Raw genomic sequence first — 20580 nt, 5'->3', positions numbered from 1 at the left:
TGCCGGAAGAAACGGCACCGCGAGGCTTTATCGGCACAATCACCTAACTGTTGGAAGGTCCCGGTTTTGGCTCGGCGACCGACGAATGCTCAATCGCTTCGACTTCTTTTCGAGACAGCTCGATCAGCTTGGCATTGCGGGTAGCAGCCAGGTCGAACAGCTGGCTTATCAGCGCCTCATCATCAACCGCCTTACCCTCCTCTGGCGCCGTAGCCGCCTCGTCGATTTTCCTCACCTCCTCAGGGTATGTCTCGCGCAAGTAGCTCAGCCAGTAATCGCGCTGGATAAGGTCTTCGTAGAACGCATCGGATCGCTCGGCATTCATGACCGTAGTGCGAGCATCCGCCAGTTGTTGAGGCGATACGCCTGAGGCGTAGGTCATGTGTCTCGGCTGCCCGGGCAAGTCCAGTCCGTCGCTCCATCCCCGCGTCAATCCGATTCGATAACCCAGGCGCACCTCTGCCTGGTCCTGGCCGGCATGGACAGCGGCCTTGCTCGCCAGGTCATCGACCTTGTCCAGCCGGAACAGTTGCCTGGACAGGTTCAACAGCGCCCGACCTTTCGCCCCCGCACGCCCGACAGGAATGTCGAGCAAGGCGTTGTGGGTGAACATCGTGCTTTCCAGCGCACTGAAGGTGAGGATTCGACCGTCGACACAGGTGCCATGGGTATTGGAACTGGCGAACAGAACTTCTCTGAGCTCGGCATTACTCGCGGCGGCTTCAAGGACAGTCCACACCCGACGGGTCAAGTCAGCGTTCGCCACCTGGAATTCCCGCGTGTCCTGCAATCTTGATAGCAAATGAAAGAACGCCGCATTATCCGGCTCGGCCGCGAGCTGATTCCAGATCCGCGTTTTGCCGGCCAGATCCTCGGGGGCGGCGCTGGACAACCAGGGCTTGCTTTGTTCAGCGTCGGGCTGTTCATCCGGCAGTTCCTCATCCGGCTCGACGCTTTCACCCGACTCCTCGCCTTGACCGGCAGCATCATCGATCATTTCGTCCAGGTCCGAACGGGAAATGCCCAACACCGTGTCATGGACGCCAGCCTCGCGGTAACTTCTGAGTCGATCGAGACTTTCCGGCAACAGGTTGTAGTTATCGCTCAGATCGGTGCCGGCGATCAGCGTTTCATGGCTGCCATCCAGCGCCTGCTCAGGAATCGACGTGATGTCGTTGCCACTGAGGTTCAGGATCCCGAGGTGATCGGCGTCCAGCACGCCGTCGGGCCACTCGGTCAAATTGTTGTTGCGCAGGTCAAGGGCCTCAAGTTGCGAAAAATACGAGACATCGAAGGTATCCAGTTCGTTGTAGCTCAGGTCCAGCCAGCGCAAGCGTTCCAGATGGCTCAATGAGGAAAACAGCGACTCGGTGTCACGCAACCGGTTGGCGGACGCCGTCAGGCGTTCGAGCGTGACCATGGACTGGACCGGCTCGGGCACCACGTCCAGGTCATTACCGTTGAGTTCCAGGGTTTCCAGCCGGGTAAAAGCCTTGAGGAAGCCGTTGGAGCCTTGGGCGGAAAGCCTCGTCCCGGTCAGGATCAAACTGGCCACATGGGGCAAGTCCACCGGTAGCTCAGGGAGATCGCCCAATTGCAGGCCATTGAGACTCAGAACAGAGGTGGCACCGCCGTCACTGGCTATCAGGCCCTCGCCCCAGCATTCGAGAATGCGCAAGGCACCCAACCTGCGGCTGCGAGAGGAAATCACCCAACTCGGGCCACGGGACTCCCGGGTGTACAGCCAATCATTCAACCGACGCGTCAACGCGGCATGTGCCTGCTCCCAATGATCGATGCGCTGTCGAATCTGCACGTCGCTGGCACCGTTCGCGCGCATCCGCTCGATCACTTGGGTGGCTTCAGCCTCCGCGAGGCTCGGTCGCAGCCGTTGCAGGCGCCGGGCATTAGGCACAACGTCTGCCGCCGGCATTTCGGGCAGCGGCAACAGGTCGCCTGCTATCGAGAAGCCGCTCTCGGCGGGAGGGAACGTCGTGGGTATCGCCTCCCGGGCGAACCTTTCCAAAGCACCTGCGGGCAGGCCTTTGGCAATCTCCAGTCGCGCTCGGGCGGCTTTGAGCGCGGCCTTCGCTTGCTGATTCAGCGGTGCGCCATCGAGGTTGATTTTGAGCACGCTATCACCTTGCAGCACCGCTTCCGGCAGCGAGGCGATCTTGCTGTCGCGTAAATCCAGCCATGTCAGGTGCGGCAGATCTTGCGCACCGGTCGGCCACTCCTTTAGATCCGTCGCCCGCAGATTCACCGCCTTGAGCTGACCCATGGCGCTGACATCCAGCGTATGCAGCGGGTTGTCGCTCATGTCCAGGTATTGAAGCGAGGGCATACCCTCGAATCCCTGTTGCACCGCAGGGGTGACGACGATCCGGTTGCCGGAAAGATCCAGTCGGGTCAACTTCGCCAGATCGCCTGGCGCAACCGGCACGTCGGTCAATCCGCTGCCACGCAGGTCGAGTCTTTGCAGCTCGCTGAACACGCGCACAAAGCCACGCACCTTTTCGGCAGTGGCTTGGGCGCCATTCAGGTACATCGTCTGGACCTGCGGGAATGCCCCCTCCGGCAGTTCGGGAAACCCGCTCAGTTCCAGATTCGACAGATCCAGCACCGAAGCCTCGGCGGCGGCGCCATAGCGATTGAATGCGCCGTTACGCCAGCAGGCTCTGATTGAGACCGTTGCCATCGTTCGCTCGACCACCTCATGGACGTCCAGGCCCGCCTCCATCGAACGCAGGGTCCAATCGTTGAGTTGCCGGTCAAGCACCTGGTATTGCTCGCTCATGGCCTCGATCGCCTCGAATCTCGCCTGCGCGTGCGGCCATTGATTGAGAAACTGGCTGAACATATCTTCGGATGACCTGCCGAGACCATCGCCCAGACGCCTCAATTCAGTCCTGCAATAGCCCCGGACCATCTCGTCCAGATCGATCAGGTGCTGTGGATGGTTCTTGACGTACTCATAAGCGGGCGCTAAGTTTTCGCGAGAGAAATTCGACCAGTCCAGGGACAGGCCGGACCACAGCCGTTCATGCCCCTCGAAGAGGCCGTCGGGCAATGTTCTGATGGCGGTGCCTCGAAGATTCAGACGTTCAAGGTGAGGCAGCTCAAGAACACCGGCAGGCCACTGATCCATGTTAGGCGCCAGCACATCGAGCATGCGCAGGCGGCGTAGCGGGCTGACGTCCAAGGCCAACGGAACGCCCCAGGTTGAATACACACTGAGCTCTTCAAGCCTGGTCAAGGCACTCAGCCTCGCCGGCATGTCCGCCGCGTAGGGAGCCGTCGAATACAGGCTCAACCCCGTGAGCTCCTGCAATGAGCCCAAAGACTCGGGTACATTGCTGAAGCTGTTTCCTGTGGCATTGATCCTGAGGTTTTTCAGCCGGGGGAACCGTCCTGACAGCGCCTCTACAACAGCATCCGTAACCCACTGCCCACGGATATGCAGATCGGTGACGTGTGAAAAGTCCGCCGACAAGGGCGGAAGCGGATCATCGCAAACCAGTTCAAGGGTACTGAAACCGGGGTGCTGGGCGGCCAGTGGCGAGTTGCGCCAGCATTGCTTGATGTTGCGTGCGACGGCAGCCTTGCCCCCCAGCATCGAATGCAGGGCGGATTGCTCAGTCCCCACTGCGACCCACTGATCGAGCGTCGACTGAAGCTGCTCCCACTCACGTGCCCGCGCCTGCAGCAGGCTGTAGATCTGCGCGTCGGATTTCCCCGCCCGTAACTGCTCCAGGATGAACCCGTTGGCTTGTTGATCCGTCAGTGCCGGATAAACATCCTGCACCCGCGTCGTCAGCGAAGGATTGACGCCCTGTCCGCGACCGCTGGCGTAATACCCCAACTGGCGTTCATTGATTCGGACCGGCGGTTTGAACGCCCGGTTCCTGCCGCTGCGCTGCTCCAGCAGGCGGGCCAGTTCAACTCGATGCTCCGTGGCGTAGCGGACGATGGTCATGCGCAGATCAGCGCCCTGCCCCACATGCGGCATGCCCAGCGCCTGTCGGGCTTCATCCGGCAACGCATGCAGGATAGAGGCATAAAAACTGTCGCCATCGCGGGGTATTCCGTTGAGTTCTTCGCCTCGTTCGTCAAACGCCTGGTAGGCCGGCCCTTTCTTGACCAGATACTTGCGACTCGCAGCCGTCTGGCTACCAATTCCATCGATGAGCGGCCCGTCAACGTGGCCATCACGTATTTCCAGGCGCACCTCCCCAGACCAGCCCGGCAGCTTTTCCAGCGAGTGCAGCGCCAGCCATTGTGTGTCGGCCGATGCCATGCTCTCCAGGTGCAGACCGGCAAAGGCAGCACTGACACGCCCCTGTTGTACATACCAACGGGCTTGCTCCAGCATGTTCAAGGGAGCTCGTCCCGTTGTTTGCCAGCGAGCCAGCTCCTCGGCACTGGCATCCGCGAGCACGCGTTTCGCTGCGGACTCGCCGAGTCCAGGGCAAGCTCGCTGCAACTTCGCCACCGGTTCCGCCACCGTGCCGGGCGCTCCCGGATCGGCGACGAACAGTCGAAGCGCCTCCGTCCACTCAGGCGGCGGAGGCAGATGATCCAGGTGCATCTTGCGCAAGGCATTGTCGTCGACACCGCTGGCATCGGCGATCTTGAGCAACTGTTCGTCGGTCAGGTCCTCGGTGGTGTGACCCATGCGCCGCAACAGGGTCAGGCGATCCCAATCGAGGGGGCGCTCCATCGTATGGCGCCAGGCACCGTGCCCGTTATGTTCCAGTATCGGCTGCCAGGCCTGTGCATCGGCTGGATGCTTGATTCGCCATTGTTTCAGCGTCGGCTCAAAGGTTGTCTCGTAGGTTTTACCCGCCTGACGGATGAAGGTCCGGCCGTTCAGCCGATACAGACCAAGGGCGTCCGGGCCGGCGTCATGATCAAGCACCACGTCGCATTCGTAGGCACTCAGGTCGGGCTTCCATAAGCGGGTCTTGCCGTCGGGGCGCCGGACTTGTTCAAGATGCTCAATCACAGGCTCTGGTTTAACGGCGCCCAGCCGGGCCACACCTTGGCCCGCGCCCGCCATCACGCCAATCAGCGCCAGGTTTTCCGCCACCTCAATCAAATGCGCCTTGGCCGCAACGCGATCGCCCTCGCTCCACTCGATCACGCCCTCGAACGATTCGTACAGCAGTTGCCCAGCCATCACCGTCAACATGACCTCGCCCAGCACCGGTACGAACATCGACACCATGTTCAAGCCCAGCATGCCGAACTGCAGCAGATGATTGAGTTTTTCCGCCCGCGCCTTCGCATCGACATCCGCCGTGGGGACCGCATGACTGCGCGCATCGGCGATGACTTTGGCGCGGTTTTGTTCGTAGAGATAACTCCACAGGTCGGTGTTAGCGGACCAGATGCCCGCTACCCCTTCCCGGGTAGTGCCAACGGGATCGAGGTAGGGATCCTCGACCGGTTCCCGATCAAACGGTTGCTCGGGAGGCAACTCCTTGATGCCGGCGATGGTGGAAAATGGCGGAACCACCCGCGCGACCTTCACCCAGATGGAGTGCAACGGGTCGGTCGCGGCCCCCGCTGCCTTGCGGGTGAACTGGCTGAAGTAGTAAGGACGGTCAGCGTAGGCCACGAACTGGCTGAAAAAGCGTTGGTAGTCCGTAGGCTCACTCGCCGGCCGCGTCGCATCGCGGGCCGTGAACTGCTGCTTGAATGCCTCACGCAATTGCGCGGTACTGCAACGCCTGAGCGGTTGCACGGGATCGTGGGGGATGTAGACGATGAACTCGTCGGTATAGCGATACTGTTCGCTGATACTGAACACGACGCAGCCGGTCATTCTGCGCTTCATCAACATCAGGTCGCGAAACCACACCTGTTTATCACCCAGACGAGGGTGGACCTCACCGTCGATGACCGAGAGGATCATTGTGTAGTCGTCGGGTTCGATGTCCTTTTTCAACAAGGCCTGTTCAGCGGCAGCCCTCAACGCCGCTTTCTGGCTGGTGATGAAGTTGCGACGCAGGGATTTTTCGGCTTGCGTATCCGTCTGATGGAGAAACGCTTTCACATAGGTTTGATATTGGGCGCCGATATCCAGATCGCGGCATAACGACAGAAACTGGCTGACCGTCAGGCTAAGGGCGGTAGCCTGGAATGTGCCGGGGGTGGCGGTCTCGACAACGAACCCTGACTGCTCATGGAAAGCGCCCGCTTCACACTCGGATGCCTCGAAGTTGTGCAACGCGGCCTGCAACAACGAAAGCTTCAACACCTCGAAGGTAGAGATTTCGATCTCCAATACGCCGATGTCCAGAGGTCGCCTCAGACACAACAACGTCTTGTGGACGTCGACCTCTACGCCGAAGCGATCCTTGAGCGCCTCGGTCAGTAGGGGTTCGGCAAAGGTGTCGATGTCTTGTAACGTCGACATCGCCTTGTCCAGCACGGTCTGCGCGGCAAAACTTCGTTTATAGCTCTCTGCCAGCGCCCGTTGTTGTTCGAGGGAGGCCCCCAGATACCAATTGGGTGGCTGCGTGCCAGCCTCCTTTATTGCGGTCCTTCTTGCCGGCACGGCATCGATCAGCCAGCCGGGCGTCATTTGACTGATTAATTCGCTGTGGATGCTGCTTTTCCCAGGCCGCAGCGATTTCGACAGTGATGAACGAGAGGGTGAGATGGGCATGCTGTCGCTCCTGATAATTGGAGCGTCAGAACATCATTTCGTACAGGCCTGACAGCGGTAGATAAATATGGCGTCAGTGGCAATCAGTAACTGCCTGCTTCAATCGCGCAACGACAGGCCACGGCACGAGTCAGCAGATTGGCTATGCTTGAAGGATCTACCTTCAGACGGGGGATTTATGGACGATCCAGTCGACAACAAGCCGCCGACCTTCTGGCAAATGCTGCATAGCGTCATGGCAGCGGCGTTCGGGGTGCAAAGCGGGAAGAATCGGGCGCGGGATTTTACCCACGGCAAACCCAGCCATTTCGTGATCCTGGGAGTGCTGTTCACGGCCGTGTTCGCTCTGGCGCTGTTCGGCATCGTGAAACTGGTGCTGCTTATGGCCGGTCTCTGAAGCGAATCAGTGCATCAAGGTCTGCAGGCTGAACGGGTAACGGTATGAGATCGGCCGCCCCCTGGCCGACAGCTTGTGAAAATCCACACCGAAATTCTGAGCGCTGCCCATCGCCAGCAGTCGCCGGGCCTGTGCCCGATCAATTACCTGCAATAACGGAATCTGCCGGTCACGACCGCCATACTGGCTGACATCGACACCCTGGTCGTAGTCATGCAACTGCACCAACGCCCAGCCACCCAAACTGAAATGCCCGCCCAACAACACGCTCAATCGCTTATCGAGCAACGCACGCAAGGCGGCGGGTGAATTGTTGATGGTGCCGAACAGCGCATCCTTGCCGGGCTTACCGCCCGCTTCTTCGAAAGCCTGCATCGCGCCAAAACCCATTTCGTCGTTGGCCGTCCACACCAGGGATGTCTGTGGGTAGCGCTTGAATAGCAGCTTGGCCTGCTCATAGGCCCGTTCCCGGGTCCAGCCACCATAAACCAGCTGTCGCAGGCGCACTTCAGGGTGTTCGGCCAATGCCCTTCGCATGCCTTTCTCGCGCAACTGCGCGGATGGTGTGATTTTCAATCCCGAGAAGGCCAGCAGGTCAATGGCCTGGCCCGGGGCGGCCGGAGGGTGCAGGCGAATAAGCTCCTTGAGCATCAGGTAGCCGCCCTCCTCATCGTTGGGCACCAGGCTGCCCACCCAATCGGGATACTTGTCGGGACGTGCACCGAGCAAACGCATCTGGTCCGGGCTCAGAGCGTTATTGACCATGAACAGCTTCACACCGCTGCCCTTTGCCAGACGCAAGATTTCAGGGGCGACGCTTTCTTCGTTGACGAACACCAGATAATCGGGGCGACTTGGTCCCAGCAGGGCTTCTCGCGCCTGGCCGATGGTGATTTCGGAGGTACGGTCGGAATAGACGATGCGCAAGTCGATGCGCAGATCATCGGCGGCGGCCTGCATGAACTGCGAATAGCTGGTCCAGAAAACTTCCCTGGGTGTCCCCGGATTCAGGAACAGTACTGATTCCGCTTGGGCAGAAGGTCCCACGACCGTGCCCAGCGCCAGTAATGCACCACACAGAAACTTCAACATTGGTCGTCCGAGCCCCCGGAAATACGCCGCGCATTATAGCCAGCGAACGTCCGTAAAACGGCGTTTATTCCGGTTTTTGTCCGACAATCGTCAGAACGAGGCCCGGACGGGGTCGTTTACTGGTGACTCACCCAATATACCGCTGTGCCGACGACCAGAATGATCAGGAACAGAATCGCCCAGGCGTCGACCGTGCTATCACTTTTTGTCGCTTTAGTAGGGTTGCTCATTGCATCGCCTCTTGTCGGTTTTATCGGTGATTGCATAAAGACTCGATCACAGTAAAGACGACGATTGCCCGCACCACAAACAGGGTCATTGCCACAACGATTCTCATTAGGCGATTTGGTTCTTTACATATACTCAAACATCACTTTTGCGCATAACTGCAAACTGGTATCGTGCCCCGGCTCCGTGGGGAGTGCGCGGCCGTGCGCGCAGAATTGCCGAGGTATTATCGGATTCCAGCAAGCAAAAAAACGCCGCTGTTTCCGACCGGCCCAAGCCTGAGAACAGGACTTATATGTACGTATACGACGAGTACGATCAGCGGATCATCGAGGACCGCGTCAAGCAGTTCCGTGATCAAACCCGACGCTATCTGGCAGGCGAGCTGAGCGAAGAAGAATTCCGCCCCCTGCGCCTGCAAAACGGGCTTTACATCCAGCGCTTCGCGCCAATGCTGCGGGTTGCGGTGCCTTATGGCCAACTGACTTCGCGCCAGATGCGAATGATGGCCAGGATTGCCCGTGACTACGACAAGGGCTATGCCCACATCAGCACCCGGCAGAACGTGCAGTTCAACTGGCCGGCGCTGGAAGACATTCCGGACATCCTGGCTGAACTGGCTACTGTGCAGATGCACGCGATTCAGACCAGCGGCAACTGTCTGCGCAACGTCACCACCGACCAGTTCGCCGGTGTCGCCGCCGACGAGCTGATCGACCCGCGTCCGTGGTGTGAGATCGTCCGTCAGTGGACCACGTTCCACCCGGAATTCGCCTACCTGCCGCGTAAATTCAAGATCGCCATCAATGGTTCGACCTCTGACCGCGCCGCCATCGAAGTCCACGACATCGGCCTGGAGCCGGTGCATAACGCCGCTGGCGAGCTGGGTTTCCGTGTTTTGGTGGGCGGCGGCCTGGGCCGTACGCCAGTGGTGGGCGCGTTCATCAATGAGTTCCTGCCCTGGCAAGACCTGTTGAGCTACCTCGACGCCATCCTGCGGGTTTACAACCGCTACGGTCGTCGCGACAACAAGTACAAGGCGCGGATCAAGATTCTGGTCAAGGCGCTGACGCCAGAAGTCTTCGCCCAGAAAGTCGATGCGGAAATGGAGCACCTTCGCGGTGGCCAGACCACGCTGACCGAAGCCGAAGTGCATCGCGTTGCCAAACACTTCGTCGACCCGGACTACAAGGCGCTGGACAACCAGAACGCCAAGCTGGCCGAACTCGACCAGCAGCACCCGGGTTTCGCCCGCTGGCGCGCGCGCAACACCCAGGCCCACAAGCAGCCAGGTTATGTTGCCGTGACCCTGTCCCTGAAGCCGACCGGCGTTGCGCCGGGCGACATCACCGACAAGCAGCTCGACGCCGTGGCCGATCTGGCCGACCGCTACAGCTTCGGTCAACTGCGCACGTCCCACGAGCAGAACATCATTCTGGCGGATGTCGAGCAGGACAAACTGTTCACCCTGTGGGGCGAATTGCGTGAGCAAGGCTTCGCCACGCCGAACATCGGTTTGCTGACCGACATCATCTGCTGCCCGGGTGGCGACTTCTGCTCCCTGGCCAACGCCAAGTCGATCCCGATCGCCGAATCGATCCAGCGTCGTTTCGATGACCTGGATTACCTGTTCGACATCGGCGAGCTGGACCTGAACATCTCCGGTTGCATGAACGCCTGTGGTCACCACCACGTTGGCCACATCGGCATTCTCGGGGTGGACAAGAAAGGTGAAGAGTTCTACCAGGTCTCCCTCGGTGGCAGCGCCAGTCGCGACGCCAGCCTGGGCAAGATCCTCGGCCCGTCCTTCGCCCAGGACGACATGCCGGACGTGATCTCGAAGCTGATCGACGTATACGTGGAACAGCGTACCGAAGACGAGCGCTTCATCGACACCTATCAGCGTATTGGCATCGACCTCTTCAAGGAACGCGTCTATGCAGCGAATCATTAAGAACAACGAAGTCGTCGACGAAACCTGGCACCTGCTGCCCAAGGATTTCAGCATCGACGAGATCACCAACTGCGACGACTACATCGTCCCGTTGGCGCTGTGGCGCGAACACAGCCGCATGCTCAAGGCCCGCGACGGCGGCCTGGGCGTTTGGCTGGATGCCGATGAAGAAGCCGAAGAAATCGGCGAAGACGTGGCAAATTTCAAGGTGATCGCCTTGAATTTCCCGGCCTTCACCGATGGCCGCAACTACTCCAACGCCCGCCTGCTGCGTGACCGTTATGGTTTCAAAGGCGAACTGCGGGCGATTGGCGACGTGCTGCGCGACCAGTTGTTCTATCTGCGTCGCTGCGGTTTCGATGCCTTTGCATTGCGCGCCGACAAAGATCCGTATGAAGCGCTGGAAAGCCTCAAGGACTTCTCGGTGACTTACCAGGCCGCCACCGACGAACCGCTGCCGCTGTTCCGTCGCCGTTGATCGTGATGCCTTGAACCCTTTGCGGGGTTCAAGGCGTTTCACCTTTCGATCAAGGATTCGGAAGATTGGCCATCGGAATTGGCCGCCCCAAGGCGACCCAGTCCACGTAAAGCCGCACGCGGTCCTCCAGAATAGTGAACAGCCTGAACGGATTTTCCGCATCGGGCGTCCTCGCCTCCATGCACTGGCGTAGCCAGCCCCACAGCTCCTCTGAAGCCTCCGCTGCATTCAGCAATCGCCATACCCGGGCTTGCAGGATCAGGTAACCCACCTGGAAATCAGCCATCAGGCTCAATCCATCGATGACACGCAGAAACGCACCGCCCAATGGCCTGGCCGCCAGCCGTTGCCAGACCTGCTGCCGCGCCGCCCGCAACATTTCATCACCCTCTTGCAGCCACGGCATGGCACTGCCATACCCTGCACCCGGCTGGCTTAGCCACAGATTGATGCCCGTGCGTTCACGGTGGTCGACCAGACGCGACAGTGTCTCCTCGTCCGTCAGCGGATTGTCCCAGAGCCAGACCCGGTCCCGGGACACCGCCTGGTTCAGTATCGCCTGGGGAACCCGGCTGATCCGGTTGTGACGCAAGTCCAGCGAGGTCATGAACGGCTCATCGACGATACCGATCGGGCAGTGACTGATCCCGGTATTGCTCAGCTTCAGCACCCGTAGTGCCTTCATCCCCAATACGACAGGCGCAACGTCCAAAGGGTTGTCGCTCAGGTCCAGGTTCTGCAAACCGACCAAGTCGCTCAGTTGCGCAGCCGTATTCTCCTTGAACGTCAGAAACGTCGACTTGAGGTTGAGCGAAGTGAGCCGCTTCATTTGCCGGATCGCCGGCGGCAGGCGACCTTCCAGCACGCCATCCGGGTTGGGCAGACGCAGGTCGATACGCTCCAGATTCAACGTGCGCAGGTTAGGGAAACTTTCCAGAAACCCATTCAGAGATTCGCGTTCGACCAGGTGCAGCGCCTGCATCGACAGTTCGATGACTTCATCGAATCGAACGTTCATCACCGGCAAGCGGTGGTAGTCCTCAAACCCCAGATCGAGCCGGTAGCCGGCGAATACCCCCTCGGACATGACTTTATTGCCTTCGGGCGGGCACTTCTGCCAGAGGAGCATCAATTCGTCGGCCAGCTCTCTCCTGGTTTCGCGCTCGTACTCGATCACGTGCTCCAGCATCTCAGCATTGTGCGCCGCCACCTGCTGAGGGGTCATGCCCGCGGTGCCTTCATCGCCAACGGCAAGAAAATCCAGATCCATGTCATCGAGATCCGACACGGTCTGGTCGATCCAATGCACCAGATCGGTATGAAGTTGTCGCAATTGCAGGGTCAGGCGCTCCAGCAGCGCCTGCGCCCCGGCACCGGCGCCCGTCAACAACTCGTCGACCTGTGCATCGGTGAAGTCCGGGTAAAGCTCCCTGACCTGCAATCGCACGACTTCACGGCTCAGGGACGCCCCCTGAAGCGTATTTGGAAATCCGCCGCCGCGAAGTGCAGGGGTTTCGAAAGGCAATTTCGAATCCATTCTGCTGAGGCCAAGCATCAATTCGGTACGGGACAACGTTCGCTCGCCAAGGCGCAGGCGCAACTCGCCTGCCGGAGCGGGTGCGGGCAATGACAATGCGGTGCGCTCTTCGACGGACAACAGGTCAACCAGCGCAGTGAACAGGTCCGAGCCTTCACGACCAGGTTTCAACGCCGCAGACGGCCAATAGCGATCCGCGATCTTGATCAACCGTCGGCAATCGAGCGCAACAAGTGGGCCGCAGCGATCCAGCAGCCGGCCACCCTCCGCCCCTTCCAGCACCTCAATGCGCAAGGATGTCGGCCACCCAGGTAACCGTACCAGTGAATGCAAGGCCAGGACGTCAGACTCAGGGTGGACAATCGAGCGCAAGTACAGGCCTTCATAGGCTCGATTGAGCCTGACATGCTGCTGATATTCTCGCGCCTTGCCGTCCAGTCGCCTGAGCACTTTCAGCGCCTCGGCCACATCAACCGGGCGTTCGATCTCCACGCCCGAACGGTCGAGGATTTGCTCCACCACGGTTTTTGGCAAACAGGGGTACTCGCGCTGGAACAAGCGGACCCACTCATGACCCGAGTGCTGGAGCGCCTGATAGCGGGAGTTGAACAAGCCGGTGCGTGTCGCCGGATCGGCGATCGCTTCAAGCTCCCGGTCAAGTTTGAAGCGGGTGATGGTATCAGCCAGCAGCGGAGTCGGCGGGCGTCCGGCCAGCATCAAACGCAACATGTCGTCGTCGACCGTGCTGACACGCGCGATCTGGCTCAGGACCTCGTCGCTGAAGGAAGCGAAGGGTGTGCAGACTCCGCGCATGAGTTCCAGGCGTGTCGTGGGCGACGACAAAGCCGGCGCGGACGCGGGCTGAAGCGTTGTGTCGGTAACTGGCTGGATGCTCGACTCGCTGCTTGGCTCCGGTGACTCGTGCAGCGTTTCGGCCACATGGCCTTCGACCTTGAGTTCGGCAATCGATCTGGCCAGCGGCAGCGCATTGAGCAAGCCGAGGATCGTGCGCGTCACACCTTCCGAGCGCTTCTCGGGAGTGTCACCGTTGACGGCCTGGTTGATGCCATAACCGGCGTCGATGATCCCGGCCAGCACCAGCACGCCCTCGCCTCCGGGAATGAACAACGCCAAAGGGCCCAGGCGGTTGATCCACTGCACGAGCGGTTCCACCACCGCGCTCAAGTCGTCTCGGTTGACCTGGGCATCATCACGGATGTTGTTGACGCTGGCCATGGCTGCCTGCTTCATGGTCAGCACCAATTCAGCGAACGGGTCAGCGGCCGCGGGTGAGCGCTCGATGCCCACATAATCCTGCGGGTCCCAGAACCCGTCATTGTTGAAAAACCCGGCGTTCTTTTTCAACCAGTGCTCCCTGGGGAAGACCACCATGCCCTCCAGCGCAGTCAACACGCCCGCATGGAAGGTGCCGTCCTGGCGATCCTCTTCGACAAAGTGCGCAGCCAACGCCCGACTTGTCTCGGCCACCTTGCCTTGGGCCACGACCCATTGGCGCAGGTGCTGGATATCGACGAACTCATGCAGCGGTGAGGAGTTGCCCGGGATGTACAGCAAGACCCTGGAGCCGGTGTGCTGGCGAAAACACCAGAGATCGGTCGAGGTGTAACGGTAGATCGTCAGGCGACCGGCGACGATGGGCGAATGGACGCGGGTTGCGGCGCTCAATTGAGCGATGGTCAATGCCTCCCAGGTCTGCCGGGCCGGCAAACCGCACGCCAGCAGCGCCAGAGCCAGCCCTTCGCCGGTCAAGCTGCCTTCCTGATGTTGCAGGAACGCGCTCATGACGAAGGCGGCCTTGGCTGAGGTCCTCAGGTCGCAAGGTGCGGCGCCGGCGATTTGCTCATCCGAGGGCCAGGCGCTTTCGAGATAGGCCTGATAGCGGGTTTTCAGATTCAGCTGCCACACCCACTGCTTGAAGTCTGCTGGCCTGAGGGCGATTTGCGTGGTTGGCCCATAGACCTGCGGCACGGTTTGCCGATAAATGCCTTCGTAGGTGTGGTGGTTGCCATTGCCGTGGTCAGCGAATTCATCGACGTTCTGGACAATGCGAATGGACGGGCCGACGTCGGGTGGCGTGTAAAGACCGAAAACCGTTTCCGCGAAACGCCCGTCCCCGACGGTTTGATAATTGGACAGCAAGGCCTGCACCAGCGTCCGTGAGCTCGCGACCTGTCCTTGCTCGATCCCGTCCTGTGGCGGGTGCCCCCGGTAGTGGTAATCCAGTGTTGTCAGGTGGGCGGTCTGCGGGTCGATGTCCTCGCCCCATTTTTTCCGGATCAATTGTGTGCCGAATTGCTCGGGAGATTGTGGCAAAGCACTGCTGACCAGCGAATTCAATGCTTCGTGCATGGGCCGATCAGTTGTGGTGAGCGCAATGTGAGGGTCACGCGGTTGGTCATTCATGTGCATTCCATGGCAAATAAAAGGAGCACCAACATAACCAGCCGCCACGCCCTCGAAAACAGGACGGATCGCCGCCTGCCCTCGGAGAATTCGCCGCGTCCTGGAGGACAACCATGGAGATTGCCAGGCAAAAAAAAACCGGGGCAAATGCCCCGGCCTGATTTCTCTCGATTCCGCCTGAGTTACCAGAAGCGTTGCTGGGTCAATCGGCCCCACCAGCTCAGCAGGACGCGGTCGACCGAGCTGCTGGCCGCCATGCCGATGCGCTCCTGCAGGCTTTTTCGCTCGGCGTAGTGCAGGTGATAAAGCTCGGACTGCTTGGCGCGTTCGGCCAGATACTCGTCACTGGTCTTCAGTTCGTCCACCAGTTGCTTGTCCAATGCCGCGATACCGAGCCAGATTTCACCGGTAGCCACTTCGTCGATCGCCAGTTGCGGGCGATAGCGCGAGACAAAGTTCTTGAACAGTTGATGGGTGATGTCCAGGTCTTCCTGGAATTTCTCCCGCCCCTTCTCGGTGTTTTCGCCAAACACGGTCAGGGTGCGCTTGTATTCACCGGCGGTGAGCACTTCGAAGTCGATGTCATGCTTTTTCAGCAGGCGATTGACGTTGGGCAACTGCGCCACCACGCCGATGGAGCCAAGGATCGCGAAAGGTGCGCTGATGATCTTCTGGCCGATGCACGCCATCATGTAGCCACCGCTGGCCGCGACCTTGTCGATGCAGACAGTCAATGGCACGCCCGCTTCACGGATACGCGCCAGTTGCGAGGAAGCCAGGCCATAGCTGTGGACCATGCCGCCGCCGCTTTCCAGGCGCAACACGACTTCATCCTTGGGCGTGGCGAGGGTCAGCAGTGCGGTAATTTCATGGCGCAGGCTTTCAGTTGCCGATGCCTTGATGTCGCCATCGAAATCCAGCACGAACACCCGGGACCTGGCCTCGGTTTTTTTCTTCTGCTTTTTCTCGGTTTTAGCCTGGGACTTGCGCAAGGCCTTGAGCTGGTCCTTGTCGAGCAGGGTTTGCTCCAGGCGCTCACGCAGGCCTTTGTAGAAATCATTGAGCTTGCTGACCTGCAACTGCCCGGCAGCCTTGCGTCGACCTTTGCTGCGCAATGCCGCAAAACTGGCCAGGACCACCAAAATGGCGATCACCAGGGTCACGGTCTTGGCCAGAAAACTGGCGTACTCGGTGAAAAACTCCACAGGGACTCCTCAAACGATGCGCGGCATGAACGCGCGCGGATGACTCCAGCATACCCATGCGCCGGCCTTGCGACCAGCTGTGAAAGCTCTGGCAACGAGCGTCCAACGAGCATTTCAAACAAGCGTATGTTTTTTCATTGACAGCTCACCGCCATCCTCATAACCTCGCCAAACCTTCAACGTACCGGGACGACGCGGACGTGGGCAGTATCTATTTGATTCGACATGGCCAGGCCTCCTTTGGTGCAGACGACTATGACGTCCTGTCGCCTATCGGTATACGCCAGGCGGAAATACTTGGCCAACACCTCGCCGAACTCGGTATCCGCTTCGATCGATGCCTGTCCGGCGACTTGCGCCGCCAGCAACACACGGCCAACAGCGCGCTGGAACAGTTTGCTGCCGTAGGCCTGCCGGCTCCGATCCTGGAAACCGATTCCGCGTTCAATGAATTCGACGCCGACGCCGTGATCCGCGCCCTGCTCCCGGCCCTGTTGCAGGATGAGCCGGAAGCATTGGACATCCTGCGCAATGCCGCGCAAAACCGCGCGGAGTTCCAGCGCATATTCGCCCTGATCATCGATCGCTGGCTCGCTGGTACCTACGACACACCAGGTCTGGAAAGCTGGCCAGGCTTTGTCGAACGTGTTCAGGCCGGTCTGAACCGGATCCTCGAACAAGCCGGCAATCACCAGAAAATCGCCGTATTCACTTCCGGCGGCACCATCACGGCCCTGCTTCACCTCATTACGCGAATACCTGCCGCACAGGCGTTTGAATTGAACTGGCAAATCGTCAACACCTCGCTCAACCAATTGAAGTTTCGTGGTCGCGAGGTGGCACTGGCTTCCTTCAACAGTCATGCGCACTTGCAACTGCTGAAGGCCCCGGAACTCATCACGTTTCGCTGAGTCCGGACTATTGTGACCCTGGCTGTAATCACCCAGCTCTAATTACCCAAGAAAGGATCGAACCATGACCTCCGTAGCTGATGCCGTACAAGCAATGAAAGCCAAGTTCAACCCAGACGCTGCTGCCGGTCTGGACCTGGTTTTCGGTTTCCGCATCGACGACACCAAGAACTTCTCGCTGGTTGTCAAAGACAAAACCTGCGAGCTGAAAGAAGGCGAAAACCCGGACGCCCAGGTCACTCTGGTGATGGACGGCGAAACCCTGCAAGGCATCGTCAGCGGCGAAACCGACGGCATGCAAGCGTTCATGGGCGGCAAACTGCGCGCTGAAGGCGACATGATGCTGGCGATGAAACTGTCCGAACTGTTCCCGGGCTAAGCCTGTCGCTCCCAACCATCGGAGCACGCCCGATTGCCAACGAATCCCGCCCCCAGTGGCGGGATTCGTCGTTTCTGGCGCAAGCAATACGGCTAGCTGCGCAATAGCCGGCTATATTCCTTCTGGCCGCATGCGTCAGACATCGACCGATTGCCCCTCGATCCTTTTACGCGGAGCACTGCCATGAGCCCACCTGAAGAGCACGACGGCGTCAATCGCCGAAGTGTACTGCAAGGCCTTTCGGCAGGCGCCGCGGGTGCCCGGATCAGCCCGCTGTCAGCAGGGAGTAAAACCATGCCCGATACCCCCGCCGATCTCATTTTGTACAACGGACGCCTGCACACCGTTGATCGCAAGAAACCCCAGGCCAGTGCTGTGGCGATCAAGGACGGGCGCTTCGTGGTGGTCGGCAGCGATGCCCAGGCCATGGCTTTGCAAGGCCCCGCCACACAAGTCGTCGACCTGCATGGCCGTACTGTAATTCCCGGCCTCAACGACTCGCACTTGCACCTGATCCGCGGCGGCCTCAACTACAACCTCGAGCTGCGCTGGGAAGGCGTGCCGTCCCTGGTCGATGCCCTGCGCATGCTCAAGGATCAAGCTGACCGCACGCCAACGCCGCAATGGGTACGGGTGGTGGGCGGCTGGAGCGAATTCCAGTTCGCGGAAAAGCGTCTGCCGACCCTCGAAGAATTGAACAAGGCAGCACCCGATACCCCGGTATTTGTCCTGCATTTGTACGACCGAGCCCTGCTCAACCGGGCCGCGCTGAAAGTGGTGGGCTATACCCGCGATACACCGAACCCTCCGGGCGGCGAAATCCAGCGGGACGCCAACGGCGACCCCACCGGCATGCTGATCGCCCGACCCAACGCAATGATTCTGTACTCAACCCTGGCCAAGGGACCGAAGCTGCCGCTGGAATATCAAGTCAACTCGACACGTCAGTTCATGCGCGAACTCAATCGCCTGGGAGTCACCAGCGTGATCGATGCCGGCGGCGGTTATCAGAATTACCCGGACGACTATCAAGTCATCCAGCAACTGGCCAAAGCGCAACAACTGACCGTGCGCATCGCCTACAACCTGTTCACTCAAAAGCCCAAGGAAGAACTGACCGACTTCAAGCACTGGACCAGTACCTCGCAGTACGGTCAGGGCGACGACTTCCTGCGGCACAACGGTGCCGGGGAGATGCTGGTGTTCTCCGCCGCCGATTTCGAAGACTTCCTCGAACCTCGTCCTGACCTGCCGTCCAGCATGGAACAGGATCTGGAGCCGGTGGTTCGACACCTGGTTGAGCAACGCTGGCCTTTCCGCCTGCACGCCACGTACAACGAATCCATCAGCCGCATGCTCGACGTGTTCGAGAAGGTCAATCGCGATATTCCCTTTGCCGGTTTGCCGTGGTTTTTCGATCACGCCGAAACCATTACCCCGCGGAACATCGAGCGGGTCAAAGCCCTGGGTGGCGGTATCGCGATTCAGGATCGCATGGCGTTCCAGGGCGAATACTTCGTCGACCGCTACGGTGCCAAAGCCGCCGAGCACACACCGCCGATTGCCCGCATGCTGGCCGAGGGCTTGCCAGTGGGTGCTGGCACCGATGCCACGCGGGTGTCGAGCTACAACCCGTGGACTTCACTGTATTGGCTGGTCAGCGGCCGGACTGTCGGCGGGCTGGCGCTTCAACCTCAAGGCCTGAGCCGCGACACCGCGCTGGAGCTGTTCACCCATGGCAGCGCCTGGTTCTCGTCTGAACAAGGCAAGAAAGGCCAGATCAAGGTCGGGCAATTGGCGGACCTGATTGCGCTCTCGGCGGACTATTTCCACATCGAAGACGACGGCATCAAAGGCATCGAAGCGGTGCTGACCATCGTCGACGGCAAGATCGTGTACGGCAGCGTCGAGTTCGAGAAGCTCGGCCCGCCACCGATCCCCGTGGTGCCGGAATGGTCACCGGTGGCCAAAGTGCCGGGACACTGGAAGCCGCTGGCACCGCTGACGGCGCAAGTCCATCAATGCGTCGGCGCCTGTGCGGTACATGCACACAGTCACGAGCGTGCGCGGTTGTCGACTGCGCCGGTGAGCGACTTCCGTGGGTTCTGGGGCGCGTTTGGCTGTTCGTGTTTTGCGTTTTAAACGACGATCTCGCCAGCACTACCAATCCAATGGTGGGAGCGAGCCTGCTCGCGAAAGCAATGTGTCATTCAAGAGTGACGTCGGCTGACACGACGTCTTCGCGAGCAGGCTCGCTCCCCCAAATTGCGCCTCTTATGGCAGGGATCAGTCCAGGGTATCGGCGGGCCACCGAGACTCTTACAATGCGTGCACCTCTCGAACCGGCCACCCCATGGACATCGAACTCGCCCGCACCTTTCTGGAAATCGTCCGCCATGGCAGCCTTGCCGCAGCGGCCGAGAAGCTCCACGTCACCCAGACCGCGATCACCGCACGGGTACAGAAACTCGAAAGCCAACTGGGCAGCACCCTGTTTGTGCGCAACCGCGCCGGCGCCCGCCTGACGCCCAACGGCGAAGCCTTCGTGGTGTATGCCAATCAACTGGTGGCAACCTGGGAAGCCGCGCGACGGGACTTGCCATTGCCCGAGGGATATCACGATGTGTTGCACATCGGCGGCGAGGTCAGTCTGTGCAACCCGTTGATGCTCAGCTGGGCCGGCGAGCTGCGCAAGAAAATCCCCAGTCACGCACTGCGCATGGAAATCCGCGACGGCGAGAACCTGCTGCGCCAGCTGGAACTGGGGGTGCTGGACGCGGCGCTGGTTTATCAGCCCGAATACTGGCCACGCTTGCAGGTCGAACAAGTGCTGGAGGAAAAACTGGTCCTCGTGCGTCAGCCCGGGCGGGCCGAGCCTTACGTCTACATTGACTGGGGCCAGGACTTCCGGCGTCAGCACGATGCCGCACTGCCGGAAAAAGCCAAAGCCGCCCTGACCTTCAATCTCGGCCCGTTGGGCTTGCAATACATCCTGGAAAACGGCGGCAGCGGCTATTTCCGCACCCGCGTGGTGCAGAGCTACCTGGAGAGCGGCGTGCTGGAACAAGTCCCGAAAGCCCCGGAGTTCAGTTACCCGACCTATCTGGTCTACTCCCGCGACCGCGATTCGGAAACCCTGCAACGGGCCTTCGACCTGCTGCGCGACGTCATCCAGTCCGATGAAGACTGGTCGCAGCGCTGGAACCCGCTGATCTGAGTCCACCTTGCACCGGATCGTGGCACTTGTGTCATCGAGGTTGGCCAGCCAAAACGCCGGGATCGTCTACGCTGCTGGAGATAAC

11 protein-coding genes are annotated in these 20580 nt (G+C 60.0%); 7 read left to right on the top strand and 4 right to left on the bottom strand.

Annotated elements, in window-relative coordinates; all coding sequences use genetic code 11:
* Positions 1 to 43: 43 nt before the first annotated feature.
* Positions 44 to 6673: an NEL-type E3 ubiquitin ligase domain-containing protein gene (locus F7R06_RS00460; protein ID WP_090322729.1), complete on the bottom strand. Its 6630-nt coding sequence runs from the start codon at positions 6671 to 6673 to the stop codon at positions 44 to 46.
* Between the two features lie 178 nt (positions 6674 to 6851).
* Between F7R06_RS00460 and F7R06_RS00455 the strand changes: the two genes are divergently transcribed.
* Positions 6852 to 7070, top strand: a complete 219-nt coding sequence (locus F7R06_RS00455; RefSeq protein ID WP_090322732.1) for a DUF2970 domain-containing protein — start codon at positions 6852 to 6854, stop codon at positions 7068 to 7070.
* A gap of 6 nt (positions 7071 to 7076) precedes the next feature.
* Here F7R06_RS00455 and F7R06_RS00450 read toward each other — a convergent pair whose 3' ends face one another.
* A complete protein-coding gene (locus tag F7R06_RS00450) occupies positions 7077 to 8162 on the bottom strand; it encodes an ABC transporter substrate-binding protein (protein ID WP_090322734.1) in 1086 nt (361 codons plus the stop codon).
* 523 nt (positions 8163 to 8685) lie between these two features.
* On the opposite strand from F7R06_RS00450, the gene F7R06_RS00445 reads away from it, so the two are divergent.
* Positions 8686 to 10344 carry a nitrite/sulfite reductase gene (locus F7R06_RS00445; protein ID WP_090322737.1) on the top strand — a complete coding sequence of 553 codons (1659 nt, stop codon included), beginning with the start codon at positions 8686 to 8688 and terminating at the stop codon, positions 10342 to 10344.
* Positions 10328 to 10822 carry a DUF934 domain-containing protein gene (locus tag F7R06_RS00440; RefSeq protein WP_090322739.1) on the top strand — a complete coding sequence of 165 codons (495 nt, stop codon included), beginning with the start codon at positions 10328 to 10330 and terminating at the stop codon, positions 10820 to 10822. The genes F7R06_RS00445 and F7R06_RS00440 overlap by 17 nt, the downstream gene beginning before the upstream one ends.
* A gap of 49 nt (positions 10823 to 10871) precedes the next feature.
* On the opposite strand, the gene F7R06_RS00435 is transcribed toward F7R06_RS00440, so the two are convergent.
* Complete coding sequence (locus F7R06_RS00435) at positions 10872 to 14729, bottom strand: dermonecrotic toxin domain-containing protein (RefSeq protein WP_245706702.1); 3858 nt, start codon at positions 14727 to 14729, stop codon at positions 10872 to 10874.
* A gap of 236 nt (positions 14730 to 14965) precedes the next feature.
* Positions 14966 to 15988, bottom strand: a complete 1023-nt coding sequence (gene sohB, locus F7R06_RS00430; protein WP_090322743.1) for a protease SohB — start codon at positions 15986 to 15988, stop codon at positions 14966 to 14968.
* A 200-nt stretch (positions 15989 to 16188) separates the two neighbouring features.
* Here sohB and F7R06_RS00425 point away from each other — a divergent pair, with 200 nt between their 5' ends.
* The 4 genes from F7R06_RS00425 (at position 16189) to F7R06_RS00410 (ending at position 20495) form a co-directional block, all read left to right on the top strand.
* On the top strand, positions 16189 to 16899 hold the full coding sequence (locus tag F7R06_RS00425) for a histidine phosphatase family protein (protein ID WP_090322745.1): 711 nt from the start codon (positions 16189 to 16191) through the stop codon (positions 16897 to 16899).
* A gap of 64 nt (positions 16900 to 16963) precedes the next feature.
* The gene (locus tag F7R06_RS00420) at positions 16964 to 17278 is read left to right on the top strand and encodes an SCP2 sterol-binding domain-containing protein (protein WP_090322748.1); all 315 of its coding nucleotides are present in this window, start codon (positions 16964 to 16966) and stop codon (positions 17276 to 17278) included.
* Positions 17279 to 17572: 294 nt separating this feature from the next.
* Entirely contained in the window at positions 17573 to 19420 is a 1848-nt protein-coding gene (locus F7R06_RS00415; protein ID WP_162493944.1) for an amidohydrolase, read from the top strand.
* Positions 19421 to 19631: 211 nt separating this feature from the next.
* On the top strand, positions 19632 to 20495 hold the full coding sequence (locus F7R06_RS00410; protein WP_090322755.1) for a LysR family transcriptional regulator: 864 nt from the start codon (positions 19632 to 19634) through the stop codon (positions 20493 to 20495).
* The last annotated feature ends 85 nt before the right edge of the window (positions 20496 to 20580 follow it).

It is taken from the genome of Pseudomonas moorei (assembly GCF_008801475.1).
In the GTDB taxonomy this organism is placed as follows: Bacteria; Pseudomonadota; Gammaproteobacteria; order Pseudomonadales; family Pseudomonadaceae; genus Aquipseudomonas; species Aquipseudomonas moorei.
Note: the sequence above shows the minus strand (reverse complement) of the source record. Positions and strands in the feature narration are given on the sequence as shown.